Source organism: Aestuariivirga litoralis (genome assembly GCF_003234965.1).
In the GTDB taxonomy this organism is placed as follows: domain Bacteria; phylum Pseudomonadota; class Alphaproteobacteria; order Rhizobiales; family Aestuariivirgaceae; genus Aestuariivirga; species Aestuariivirga litoralis.
In genome coordinates, this window is sequence record NZ_QKVK01000013.1 from 46,109 (window position 1) to 58,606 (window position 12,498).

Below are 12,498 nucleotides of genomic sequence, written 5' to 3' on the forward strand. Positions count from 1 at the left end.
GAAACTCTTGGTGATTGGAACAGCGGCACCATAGTTTAAACTCCCATTCTGAGCGGCAATAACACTACAAGTACCAACCGCGATTAACTTAAGAGTTGAGCCATTAACCGTGCATACACTGGTAGTGGTCGACGAATAACTCACCAACAGACCCGAGGTGGCTGTCGCAGTGAGCGCTAAGGACTCTCCTACTGAGCCTGATATTGATTGCCCCCAAACAATTGTCTGAGAACCAGCAGTTACGGAGAAGCTTCTGTTGACCGAAATAGCCGCACTAAAGTTCGCATTGCCGGATTGCGATGCCGTTACCGAACAGATTCCAACTGCAATCAACGTGAGGGTTGAGCCGCCGACTGTACAGGTGGCTGGTGTGCTTGATGAGTAGCTAACCGTCAGACCAGCTGAACTAGTTCCGGTCAGACTAATAGATCCGCCAGCGGACCCCGACAGACCCTGACCCCATGATATAGTTTGCGAGGCGCGTTGAACCGCCTGGATCAGTTCCGCAGATATAGCAGAAGGATAGGAGCCAGTATACGTCGCCGTTAGAGTGTGAGTTCCTCCAGTGAGGGCTGAAGTAGTGATCGCAGCAGATCCATTAGCAAGAACTGCAGTCCCCAGTGAAGTCGCTCCGTCGCGGAACTCGACACTACCCCAAAGAGCAGATATTGCGTTGCCGGGTACCGTAGCAGTGTCCCCCCAGCACTTCATGGTCTTATCTGATAAGAGTGCGCAGAACTTTGAGTTGCCCAACAATAGTGCAACGCCAGACGATATCCCTGATACTTCTGCAGGGACTGCACTACTCCCGGATGTGCCGTTTCCTAGTCGACCTGCACCCCAACAGTTTAGCTTATTGTTTGATAGAACCACGCAAGTGTTGGCGCCCGCTGCTGAAGCGCGAACGGCTGTTGTAATACCTGCAACCTGCGAAGCGCTTGTAGCGAATACTCCTCCCCCGAACGTGCCTGTTCCCAATTGGCCGCTTTCATTCTCGCCCCAGCACTTCATTGACCCGTCTGCAAGCACTGCACAAGCGTGCCTGAACCCTCCGGCAAGGGCGACTGCATTGGCAACTCCTGGGACGACTGTGGGGGTACTTGACGGGAACATATTAGGTAGCCACGTAAAGCTACTGCCCCAACACTTAACCAATCCATCAGAGAAGAGAGCACAGGTGTAAGGAAATGCACCGTCACCAACAACTACTTGTGATACGGATGTTATACCCGCGATTTGGACGGGCACCAGACTGGTAACGGTGCTTCCATCGCTCCGGGGCGTTCGCCCCCAACATTTCAGTGTTTGATCAGTCAAGAGTGCGCAAGAATGAGTGTAGCCGGTCGAAACAGCTAGCGCAGTGCTAATGCCGTTTACCTCAACTGGCTCAGGACTGTTTATAGTAGTGCCATTCCCTAGTTGTCCAAGGTCGTTTATTCCCCAACACTTAACTTTGCCATCGGTCAAAACTGCGCAAGCAAACCCTCCTCCCGTTGCCGACACTTGCTTTGCCGTTGTGATGCCGCTTACCAGGACTGGGTCGATGCTATCTGTATAGGTGCCGTCACCGAGCTGGCCGCTCTCATTCAGCCCCCAACAGTGTACTCTTCCACCTTGAGCTACTGCACAGTTCCCGGAAGATCTGAGTTCGGGGGAGCTAGTCTCGTACCCAGCATCGAGATTGGCAACTGGAGCACTCAATATAACTGACTGTCCGTAAGCACTTGGATTTGGAGAGGACGTTAGACCAATGGTTGTCGCTGCGAATGCTGGACTACCTGAAGACAGCAGCAGAAACAGGACTAGAACTCCACCTGCCAACCGCGATGTCGGCGGCAGTCCGGCCTTGACACTCTTACGACCTTGGACAAATTCGCCCAACCGGGACGAGGCTCCGACCACCATCTCAAGGCTGATACATTCAGGCATGACTTCACTCGCTGATCCGCACTCGCTTTAAGTATTTTAAGCAGTTTTCCGAGCGGAAAATAGAGGCCAGATCGTCATGAGCTACGCCTAGAAGTTGACGCGTTTGCTTTCTCTGATGCCAACTGCAGCGATTGCGCCTCATCTCAACAAAGTCCGCAAGTTACCGAGCCGATTGAGTTCATCTTGAAACTTTGGAAGTCATTACCTCCCTTATAAGGCGGCTCAGTAGTCGACGCATTTCCTTCGACTCCTTTGTGTATAGCCCGTTTCGATAATTGCCGTTTCGCTCTCCTTTAGGAGCGCCACCTCCGGCACCGTGATGGCGGCAGACTTGCCAACCTTCCACAACCCTCGCCCGACATTGTTGGCCTGTACGCTTCGACTTGGCATGACAACGAATGCTCATGGGGTTGTATCTTCCATTTTTGAGGAACTCCCCCCAGTCGCGACATTTCCGACGATGGCCTGTCCACCATTGCCGACGCTAACGTGGGTTACCGTAATCCGCTGATCCGCAGTAGAGCGGTATTTTTTTAGCGCCTCAACCTGTGCCGTAAACGTGCGGGATAACCTGTTCAGCGCCCTCTCGGCAATCTCACGAGCCTCGGCGCCAGTGCAGTGCATGACGCGCCTCGCCTGGTCCATCGTCGCTAGATGAATGGCTGCCATCTGGCTCGCCAACATAGCTTCTACATGGTCTTGTGGATGCAAGCCTGTGATTGTCTGGATCAAGCCATTGAACTTCTTTTCGTCGACACCGGTAACGTTCAATAGTTGATTCAGCAGAGTGTCGAAGAAATCGAGATGCGCCGTTCCAAATGCTGCCGCGTCAGCCGCCAGGGCTACTTGCTCGTCTTGATGGCGCCCGGTAACGGTTACCACGCCCCCCTCTCCTAGTTGCACCGAATAGCGGGGCGCGGGGTGTTCTCGCAGTTCTCGCTTTCGTCTTTCGAGCGCCGTCTCTTCAAATGGTGTAGGTTGATAGGAGGATTTAGTTACTGGTTCGCTTGTCATGGGCTTTCTTTGTTGTTTCAGTAGGGTGAGAACTTCGCATCAGACGGGACGAGCAACGACAGAAGTTACAATAGCTGCAGAAGGCTCAATCCATCTTTCCAATAACGCAGACTTCTGTAGCTATTGTAGCGACCCTCCCCATTCTCAAATCACATCGGCGGCTAAAGGCGACAGCCGAAGGCGCTTAGTTGGCCTGCCGCCGGTCTGGACTTCGACGACTACGCAGAGACCATGTTCTTGCAGGGTGCGTACCGCCTGTGCCACATCAGCCTTATGTCGGAGGCTCGACGGCCCGTGGACCTGGATATCCCGTAGGCTGATCTCGTTGTACTGTCGCTGAATCAACCAATTGACGAGTTTTTCAGCTCGCCGAATATCTGGCTTGATGGCGCTGGCTTCATAGAGGCGCTGCGCTTCGCTGAGAAAATAACCCGCCAACGTGATACCGCGCTCAAGCGTCGCCGTTCCGATCGTAGTTTCGTTACCAATACAGGCGAATACCCCTGCAATGCGTAGAGCCATCTCCGCCGACTTGTTCCGCAGTCCGCGAACGGGGGAGGAGACGCCTTCCTTTCCGAGTTCTAATTCCATCTCGTCAGCGAAGCAGCGCCATTTGGCTGCAGCCCCCTCCGAAAGCGAGAGCGGGTCCGGATCTAGCCCGCCATCAACCAAAGTTCGTGGGCTCCTATCGAGAAGATCACCAATGACCTTGGTGTAAAGGTCGACAGCCTGCCGGGCCCATGGTTGGACGTCTCGCTGGAAGCGCTTTCCCTGCATTGACGTTGGAGCACAGACCAGCAGACGCGAAAGGAAGCCCTGCCCGCTGGCCATCTCGTCAGATAGAAGCAGAGGTGCCACGTTGGGCTGAACCATCAAATGGAGGCACAACCTGCGCCCTCTCAAGTGCACGGCACCGTCTGCTGCTCTGGTGCGCCGCAGTGCTGAGCCGTCCCACAACTCAGAGAGGCCAGTCAGCACTCGCAGGCGGCTCTCGTCGCGCATGGCATGCCCCCCGAGGAAGCCACCCCCTTCGGCAGAGAACAATCCCATGGAGGGCTGTCCTTCAGCCAGGAGGCGGGCGAGCCCCTCAAATGTGGGCTCTGAGACCAGAAGATGGGGCTTAAGCGGAGCCTTCGGCTCGTCCCCGCATGCCTGCAGTTGCTGATGGAGCGTCTGCCAGTCACCCTTCGACTTTCGCTTAATAGCGGCCCTGGCGGCTTCCCAAGCCTCTTGCTGGTCACGCCACTGGGCGAAGGCAAGCTTGTAGTTCCTGACGGCATCTTCCTCAGATTTCCGAACAGCTGTGAGGGCTTCATGGTCAGCAGCCGACTTTCGTTCGCCACTCTCCGCCACAGTCATCAAGAAGAGGCTGGTGGGAAATCGGCGTGACGTAGCGGGGTGAACTACGTCAACATGGGCTTGGGAAGCGAGACTCGCAGCTCCCAGGATCGAACATGCAGCAATCGCCACCGGGCACTGGACGATGTCACTGATGCCAAGCGCAGCGTTCCCAAGAACGGGCCCCAGCGCCTCTACAGGAAACGCCAGGGGAGCCGGTACTGGCCGAATCAGCGGAATCGGTTCAGGCCAGCTAGGTGGAGTTGAACACGCCGCATTCTCTTGCAGGTGAACAATATCGGCCTCGATCTCCTCGAGCGTTACGTATTGAAGTTCTTCGCTCATGCGGCTCGCCTCCCGTTGAAAGGAAGAAGTATGCAGTGGCAGACTGCGGAAACACCAAGATAGTCGCGAAGCCAGCGGGCTTCGTCGAGACACCCGACTAAGAATGGCCCGCCGGCCCTATTGAGCCAGAAGCGACCTCCTATCTCGGTGAGCGGAACACAGCCGTTACATCCAGCCTGCAGCCACTCCAACGGTGTGCGGTAGACGCGCAACGGCCTGCCCTTACGCATAACCATGTGTTCAACGCCAAGCACGTCTGCGCCAGCGTGTGGGCCGAGTGCAGTAGCGAAGTTATCCGGATCATGAAGCGGCCATGCTACAAGGTCAGCTACCTGCTGTTCCAGTTCGTCATCGTATAGCAGCGCCTCGATCACGGCGGTCGGCTGGCCGTCGATGTCGATCTCAAAAATGGCATCGCCGTCGCTCACTTTAGTGAAACTGGCGAGCGTAACGCTGTATATGCCTGCGTATGCCTGAACTGTCTCCTGATCAAGGCGGTAGCTACGCAACGACGAGAACAGTTCGGGACACGGACCAGCCGACGCATAAATCTGCTGCCGCATGGACTTGAGACGATAATCAGCAATCCTGTTGAAGAAGTTGTTCATCGCCCCACCTCCAACCATTCGACACACAGCCAACGATTCACCCGCCAAGTTCTGGAGACGTGTTGCAGCGAAGGCCCGATCGTGGTAGTCAGTTGCTTTCTGCCAAGGACATTTTCCCCGGCTCGGCGGCTCAAATGAGCGCCGGGCCGTTTAAATACTGTCATGTTACTTTCCCTCAACGATTTTGGTAGCGAGCCAGCTGCGCAGGTCTTCGATAGCGATAAGAGTCCTGCTTCCGATCTTCCGGATGCGGAGGTTTCCTTTGGCAATTTCGCTGTAGAGAGTGCTGCGACCGCAGCCAGTGAGGCGAGCGGCTTCGGGTATGGGAACTGCAAGAGGCTCAAACATCAGATCGTCCTTTCTGCCGTGGTCGGACCAAGTTGACCAACGGTGGACGAGCATTTATCGCCGACGTAATGTCGGATCGAACTAACTCAAAGGCTTTTTGGGGGGGCCAGTTAGTCCGGCAGTATTCAAGGTTTGCTTTATGTCTCTGAACGAGACGTCAACTTCAGGGTCGTCGAGCACCGTCGTGGCGGTAATTGCCATCGCTTTCATCAACGGCGATGTAAATTCAACCCCATTTTCGACTAGAATCGCCCCAAACCCACGAATGAATTCTGTCTTCTTGTTCTGTTGCCTGTTGATTCCAAATCCAATGGCTCCGTCCTCCTCTGCAACGAAGCCGTCTAGAGCGGTAGCCATGGTAGTTAGGCAGTCAGGAACCGAGGGGGCTGTCCGATGCCAAATGTAGAAACTCCCGTCGTCCTTCCCGTCGTCACCCTCTAGCACATGACGGCGCATTGTTCGCCAGAGTGGATCTGCTCCATCGGTTCGGCTCAACAGTGCGTGTATGGAGTACAACTCTACTGGCCATCTATTGTAGAGAGTTCCTGCATTCTCCAATAGATGAATGAGTCGGTGCAATAGAGTCTTGAGTTCGTACCGGCTGCGGCGCCTGCGCCGGGCTCGCACCGACGCTGTTCCGCATGGCTGACCAGCCAAATGCCGGGCTGCGCCCGGTGCGCATTGCGGGCGCCGTCGATGCGGCGCGCGAGGCTCACGCACTGATGGCCTGCCCCGGCGCTGGTTCGGGGCCACGCCCCACCCCGGCATCTCCCCCGCCGGAGGGCGCCCCGAGCAGCGCCGAATGGGGCAACGTGCTCGAGATCTGGGAAGGACACGCCACCGACCCCGAGATGCGCTGGCGCGGATCGAGCGGTGGCGTGGTGACCGCGCTCGCTGCCTTTGCCATCGACACCGGAGCGGCCGAGGGTGCAGTTCACATCCGCCAGAGCGAGCGCAATGCGCTGCTGAATGAATCCGTCATCAGCCGCGCGCGGGACGGTTTGATCGCGGCGGCTGGCTCACGCTATGCGCCGGCCAGCCCGTGTGAACGGCTGGCTGAAGTGGCAACGGCGGATCGACCGATCGTGTTCATCGGCAAGCCCTGCGACGTGCAGGCGACCGCCGCCGCCACGCACCAGGACCCGCGCCTTTCCCGCAACATCGGACTGACGATTTCCATCTTCTGTGCAGGTACTCCCTCGACCGCAGGAACCCGCGCGCTGACCGAGGCGCTGGGTGTACCCTCGGGGGCAACCGTCACATCGCTCCGCTATCGCGGCGATGGCTGGCCGGGTCGCATGGCAGCCACCTACCTCACGGCAGATGGCACGGCCCACACAAGCGGCACATTGAGCTATGAGGAAGGCTGGGGCGGCATCCTCCAGAGGCACCGCCAGTGGCGATGCCATCTCTGCGCCGACCATACCGGCGAGTTCGCCGACCTGTCTGTCGGTGATCCCTGGGACAAGCCGCGCGGCGGCGGCGATGCACAAGGCTCATCGCTCATCGTGGTGCGAACCGAACGCGGCCGCGCGATGCTGCGCCAGGCCATGGCTGCGGGCGCCATCTCTGCGACTCGCCGTGAATTCGGCGCACTGGCCGCAGCCCAACCCAACCTCGCTCGCACCCGCCGCATCATGTTCGGACGCCTTGCTGGGCTTCGCATACTCGGGCTCGGCGCACCGCGTTATGACGGCTGGGCGCTCGCCGGCCTGTGGTTGGCCCGGGCCAGCTTGCGCGACAAGGCGGGCTCGCTGTTCGGCACCATGCGCCGCGCCATCAGGCGCAAGTTGTGGCGCGCCGAGACGGCTTCTGCGGGACCGCGCAGATGAACAGCGCGACGTGGGATGAGAGCTTCGATGCGGAACCGCGCGTTCCGCAGGCGGCGGTGCGGCTTGCGACACCGGTGCTGCTGCTCATCATCGCTCTCGTCATGCCGCCCGAAACGTCCGTCGCGCTCGGGCCGCTGCGCCTGTCGCCCTACCGTGTCCTGCTGCTCATCCTGTTCATCCCGAACATTTCCTATATCCTGTCCGGCAAGGCAGGCCCGCTGAACGGCATCGACCTGGCCATCATCCTGCATAGCATCTGGTGCGTCATCGCGTTTGCCGCCTATGGCGGTGGCGAGCAGGCGCTCGAGTCCGGCGGTATCTATTTCGTCGAGTGCTTCGGAGCCTATGCCATGGGCCGCCGCTACATCCGCAGCGCAAAGGACTATCAGGCGATGTCGCTCGCTGTGGCGCTGGTGGTGTGCGGTCTCCTCGCCGTGGCACTGCCGGAGTCCGTCACTCACGTCCATTTCCTGCGCGAGGCCTTCCGGGGTGCCGTAGGCGGTCCCGCCCTTCCCATCATCGAGCCGCGGCTTGGTCTCGCGCGGGCCTTCGGCTCCTTCGAGCATCCGATCCTGTTCGGCGTGTTCTGTTCCATGGCCTTCGCCAATGCCTGGTTTGCGGCCCGTGCGGGCCTGTCGCGCTTCCACGGCTGGCTGCTGGTGGGAAGCATCGTGCTCGCATCCTTCGTCTCGCTCTCTGCCGGCGCCTGGCTGATGCTGGGCCTGCAGATTGCGCTTGCCGTATGGGACCGGGTCACCCGTGGCCTTCCCGGGCGCTGGGCGGTGCTGGGCGCGGCCTTCATTGGGGTTCTGGTGGTCGTCAGCATGCTGTCCAACCGCTCCCCCATCAAGGTGTTCATCAGCTATGCGTCGTTCTCGGCGCAAAGCTCCTACAACCGCATCCTCATCTGGGACTACGGCACTGCGGAAGTGGGGCGCCATCCGTTGCTCGGCATCGGCCTCGGCGAATGGATCCGTGCGCCCTGGATGAGCTCCAGCATGGACAATTTCTGGCTCGTCGTGGCGGTACGCTACGGCATGCCGGCGCTGATCTTTCTTGCCGCCGCGATCCTGCTGATCGTGTTCCGTGCCGCCAGCCAGCGAAACCGGCCCGAGGCATGGACGAACTGCCGATTGGGATGGATATCGACCATCGCGGCGACGTCGGTCGCCGCCTGCACGGTACATCTCTGGAACAACACCTTCTGCTTTTTCATGTTCATGATCGGATGCGGCGCCTGGCTCATCGACAAACCGCGCCATGCCGCCCCCGAGGACGATTACGATTATGACGAAACCCCATATGACGGAGATTACCATGGCGCACGCTGACCCGCGCGAACCTCGCCCCGACCTGTCGATCATCATCGTCAGCTGGAACACCCAGCAGTTGCTCCGCGACTGCCTCGCCAGTCTGTTCGACTCAGGCGCCGAAGCACGCCTCGAGGTGTTCGTCGTCGACAACGACTCGCGTGACGGCTCGCCCGACATGGTCGCGGCCGACTTTCCCGCAGTGAAACTCATTCGCAACTCCCGCAATGCCGGCTTCGCAGCGGCAAACAACCAGGCGATCCGCATGGCTGCCGGGCGACACGTCCTCCTTCTCAACTCCGACACGCTGGTGCATCCCGGTGTCATCGATGCCTCGATCGACTACATGGACGCCAATCCCCAAGTCGGCGCCATGGGCTGCCGCGTTCTGAACGGTGATGGCACAGTGCAGACCACCTGCAGCCAGTTCCCCACGCTCGGCAACCTTGTGCTGCTGACATCGGGCCTGTTTCGTGTTCCCGGCCTCGGTTTCGCCAAGCGCTATCGCATGGATGACTGGCAGCGTGACGAAGAGCGCGATGTCGAGGTAGTGTCGGGCTGCTACATGATGGTCCGGGGCGATGCGCTGGCCATGGTGGGCCTGCTCGATGAAGATTTCTTCTTCTTCGGAGAAGAGACGGACTGGTGCCGGCGCTTCCTTGCCCACGGCTATGCAGTTCGGTTCGCCCCTGTCGGCACCATCACGCATTTTGGCGGAGGCAGCAGCAAGTCGCTCAATTCACGACGCGACCTGATGCTGAGCGAGGCCACCGTTCGCCTGCACCGCAAGCACGGCGGCATCATTCCCGCCGCTGCGGCCTGGGCCATCCTGCTCGTCTTCAACACCAGCCGCTACGCCTTCTGGTCGTTGCGCGGTCTTGTGCGCAGGAGCGGTGACAGCCGGCGCGCCCACTTCCGTGGCGTCGTGGCGGGCTTCAACACCGCATGGCCGAGGGCGCGGCAGTGACCTCGCGTCGCCTCGATATCCTGCTGATCGCGCCAAACTGCGATGAGACCGACGTGGGCGAGGCCTTCTGGGCCCAGCGCTGGACGAAGCACCTGAGCGAGGTGGCCAATGTCACGCTGCTCACCCAGTTGAGGAACGGCCGCCTTCCTGCTTCCCGGCAGCTGCCCTGCACACGCGTCATCGAATGGCCCGAGCCCCTTCTGCCGCGCCGCCTCGAGCGGCTGGGAGCGATGCTGAAGCCATCCTTCCCCGTATTCGCCGCCCGCGCCCGCCGCTGGATCGCCGAGCAGTTGGGAAGCGGGACGCACTTCGACATCATCCACCAGCTGACGCCGCTGGCGCTGCGCTACGCATCGCCCGCCGCGTCGTTTGGCATTCCCTATGTGCTGGGCCCGCATGGCGGCAGCCTTCCTACGCCGGACGCCTTCGCCGCAGAATGCCGCTCCGCCCCGATGTTCACGAGGCTTCGCGAGATCGATCGGCTTCGCCTCTCGGCGGACCCGTGGCTGCGCCGCTCCTTCAGCGGGGCCGCCTGTGTTCTCGGTGTCGCGCCCTATGTCCGCGACTTGCTCGGCAGCATTCCACTCAAGCGCTTCGAGGTCATGAGCGAACTCGGCATTGATGACCCTGCTCCGCCGCGTCGGACAAAGGCTCCCGGCGAGGGGTTGCGCCTGCTGCATGTGGCTCGCAGCGTCCGCACCAAAGGCTTGCGTGACTGTGTTCGCGCCATGGCGCGGCTCGGCGACCTGCCGCAGGTTCATCTCACCCAGGCAGGCAATGGCGAGGAACTGGACCTCTGCCGTCGTGAAGCTGTTCGGCTCGGGGTTGCAGACCGTATTGACTTCCGCGGCCGCATCCCGCGCGACGAGGTGGAGGCTCTTTACGGCACCGCCGACGTCTTCCTGTTTCCGAGTTTCCGCGAGGCGAGCGGCGGCGTGGTGTTCGAGGCCATGCGGCACGGGCTTCCCGTCATTGCCGCGGATCGTGGGGGCCCCGGCCATGTGGTGAATGGAGACTGCGGGATCACCGTCCCCGTGGAGAACCCGGAGCAACTCGCAGAGGCGTTGGCAAATGCAATACGCAAGCTCGCCACAAACCCTGCAGAACGCGCCCGCCTGTCGGCCGGCGCACGTGAACGGGTCAACGAACTGGGAGCCTGGCCCGGCAAGATCGCCTGGCTCATCGAACTCTACCACTCAATCCTGCGCGAGCAGACAAACAGCCGACGGAGCGCCTGATGACAGACAAGCAAAAGACCACCCGAATCCTTGCAGTCAGCTCGGGAGGGGGTCACTGGATCCAGTTGCTGCGGCTGAGGCCCGCCTTCGCCGACAAGCACGTGACATATGCCTCGGTTGGCCGTAGCGCCGCTGGCGACGTGGCGCCCGCGCCCTATTACGAAATTCCCGATGCCAACCGGGCTCAGAAGCTGAAGCTGATCGGCCTTCTCTTGCGACTCGGCTGGCTGGTGTTGCGGGTCCGCCCCGATGTGGTCATCTCGACCGGCGCCGCACCGGGCTATTTCGCGGTGCGCATCGGCCGCATGCTGGGGGCGCGCACGCTGTTTCTCGACAGCATCGCCAACGCGGAAGAACTGTCACTGTCCGCCAACCTGGCGCGGCGTCACTGCGACCTGGTGCTCACGCAATGGCCCGATCTGGCCGAGCAGGACGGACCGCAATTCCGGGGATCCGTGCTGTGAGAGTGTTCGTCACCGTCGGCACGCAGCTGCCGTTTGACCGGCTCATCGCCGCCGTGGACCGATGGGCGGCCACCGCCGACGCGGACGTCTTTGCCCAGACCGGCAGCGCCAGCTACGTGCCAGAGCACATGGCGTGGAAGCGCATCATAACCGGAACCGAGGCCAATGACTGGATCCGGACAGCCGATCTCGTCGTGGCCCATGCAGGCATGGGCACGATACTGACGCGCTGCGAAACGGGCCTCCCGATCATCGTCATGCCGCGCCGTGCCGAACTGGGCGAACACCGCAATGAACACCAGTCGGCAACGGCAAAGCGCCTCGCCCATCTCCCCGGCCTCACCGTGGCAGAGAACGAGGTCGAGCTTTTCAATCAGCTCCGCGGCTTCACACCGCTTGCAACGACACGCCGCATGGAGGCGGTCGCCTCGCCAATGCTTCTCGCGGCAATCAGCGAGTTCATAGCCGTGCCGCGCCATGCTGCGGCAAACATGAACAAGGGGACTACACAATGAAGATCACGGTCATCGGTGCGGGCTATGTGGGGCTGGTCTCGGCGGCCTGCTTCTCGGACTTCGGCTACGAGGTGACCTGCGTGGACCGTGACCCGCGCAAGCTCGCCATGCTGGAAGGCGGCAAGATCCCGATCTACGAGCAGGGCCTCGAGCCCATCGTCAGCGCCAACCGCGCCGCCGGCCGCCTGATCTTCACCGACAAGCTGAAGGACGCCGTGGCCCAGGCCGACGTGGTGCTGATCGCGGTGGGAACGCCCACCCGCGAGGGCGAGGATTCGGCCGATCTCTCCTTCGTCTATGCCGCCGCCGAGGAGATCGCGAAGGCGATGTCCGGCTTCACCGTCATCGTCACCAAGTCGACCGTGCCGGTGGGCACGGCCGCGAAGCTGCGCGAGATCATCTCGAAGGCGAGGCCCGATGGCGATTTCGAGGTCGCCTCCAACCCGGAATTCATGCGCGAGGGCTCGGCAGTCGAGGACTTCCTCAGGCCGGACCGCGTGGTCGTCGGCGTCTCCTCCGAGCGCGCGGAGAAGGTGCTGAGCCAGCTCTACCGCCCGCTCACGGCCAAGAACGTGCCGCTCCTCGTCACC

General features: G+C 60.7%; 12 protein-coding genes and 1 pseudogene. 7 read left to right on the forward strand and 6 right to left on the reverse strand.

Features of this window, described 5'->3' with window-relative positions; translation table 11 throughout:
- Window positions 1-519: 519 nt before the first annotated feature.
- From DK847_RS21165 to DK847_RS19360, 6 genes and pseudogenes are all read right to left on the reverse strand, one after another.
- Window positions 520-1,929, reverse strand: a pseudogene (locus DK847_RS21165) (Ig-like domain repeat protein); the annotation flags it as partial.
- A 402-nt stretch (window positions 1,930-2,331) separates the two neighbouring features.
- Window positions 2,332-2,943, reverse strand: coding sequence for a hypothetical protein (locus tag DK847_RS19340; protein WP_146256196.1), 612 nt, complete (start codon window positions 2,941-2,943; stop codon window positions 2,332-2,334).
- A gap of 144 nt (window positions 2,944-3,087) precedes the next feature.
- Entirely contained in the window at window positions 3,088-4,626 is a 1,539-nt protein-coding gene (locus DK847_RS19345; RefSeq protein ID WP_111200192.1) for a YfjI family protein, read from the reverse strand.
- Window positions 4,623-5,234, reverse strand: a complete 612-nt coding sequence (locus tag DK847_RS19350) for a hypothetical protein (protein ID WP_111200193.1) — start codon at window positions 5,232-5,234, stop codon at window positions 4,623-4,625. The genes DK847_RS19345 and DK847_RS19350 overlap by 4 nt, the downstream gene beginning before the upstream one ends.
- Before the next feature lie 165 nt (window positions 5,235-5,399).
- Window positions 5,400-5,636 (reverse strand): helix-turn-helix domain-containing protein, encoded by a 237-nt coding sequence (locus tag DK847_RS19355; protein ID WP_342634767.1) that lies wholly within the window; start codon window positions 5,634-5,636, stop codon window positions 5,400-5,402.
- Window positions 5,637-5,663: 27 nt separating this feature from the next.
- The gene (locus DK847_RS19360; protein WP_146256197.1) at window positions 5,664-5,939 is read right to left on the reverse strand and encodes a hypothetical protein; all 276 of its coding nucleotides are present in this window, start codon (window positions 5,937-5,939) and stop codon (window positions 5,664-5,666) included.
- 284 nt (window positions 5,940-6,223) lie between these two features.
- On the opposite strand from DK847_RS19360, the gene DK847_RS19365 reads away from it, so the two are divergent.
- The 7 genes from DK847_RS19365 to DK847_RS19395 form a co-directional block, all read left to right on the forward strand.
- The gene (locus tag DK847_RS19365; protein ID WP_111200195.1) at window positions 6,224-7,414 is read left to right on the forward strand and encodes a Coenzyme F420 hydrogenase/dehydrogenase, beta subunit C-terminal domain; all 1,191 of its coding nucleotides are present in this window, start codon (window positions 6,224-6,226) and stop codon (window positions 7,412-7,414) included.
- Window positions 7,411-8,745: an O-antigen ligase family protein gene (locus DK847_RS19370; protein WP_111200196.1), complete on the forward strand. Its 1,335-nt coding sequence runs from the start codon at window positions 7,411-7,413 to the stop codon at window positions 8,743-8,745. Before DK847_RS19365 ends, DK847_RS19370 begins: the two co-directional genes overlap by 4 nt.
- Entirely contained in the window at window positions 8,732-9,691 is a 960-nt protein-coding gene (locus tag DK847_RS19375) for a glycosyltransferase family 2 protein (protein WP_111200197.1), read from the forward strand. The genes DK847_RS19370 and DK847_RS19375 overlap by 14 nt, the downstream gene beginning before the upstream one ends.
- Window positions 9,670-10,929, forward strand: a complete 1,260-nt coding sequence (locus DK847_RS19380) for a glycosyltransferase family 4 protein (RefSeq protein ID WP_111200198.1) — start codon at window positions 9,670-9,672, stop codon at window positions 10,927-10,929. Before DK847_RS19375 ends, DK847_RS19380 begins: the two co-directional genes overlap by 22 nt.
- Window positions 10,929-11,393 carry a glycosyltransferase family protein gene (locus DK847_RS19385; RefSeq protein WP_111200199.1) on the forward strand — a complete coding sequence of 155 codons (465 nt, stop codon included), beginning with the start codon at window positions 10,929-10,931 and terminating at the stop codon, window positions 11,391-11,393. The genes DK847_RS19380 and DK847_RS19385 overlap by 1 nt, the downstream gene beginning before the upstream one ends.
- Before the next feature lie 2 nt (window positions 11,394-11,395).
- Window positions 11,396-11,908, forward strand: a complete 513-nt coding sequence (locus DK847_RS19390; RefSeq protein ID WP_161957394.1) for a glycosyltransferase — start codon at window positions 11,396-11,398, stop codon at window positions 11,906-11,908.
- Window positions 11,905-12,498, forward strand: a 594-nt coding sequence (locus DK847_RS19395) for a nucleotide sugar dehydrogenase (protein WP_146256181.1), incomplete at its 3' end; no start/stop codon positions are given. The genes DK847_RS19390 and DK847_RS19395, both read left to right, overlap by 4 nt.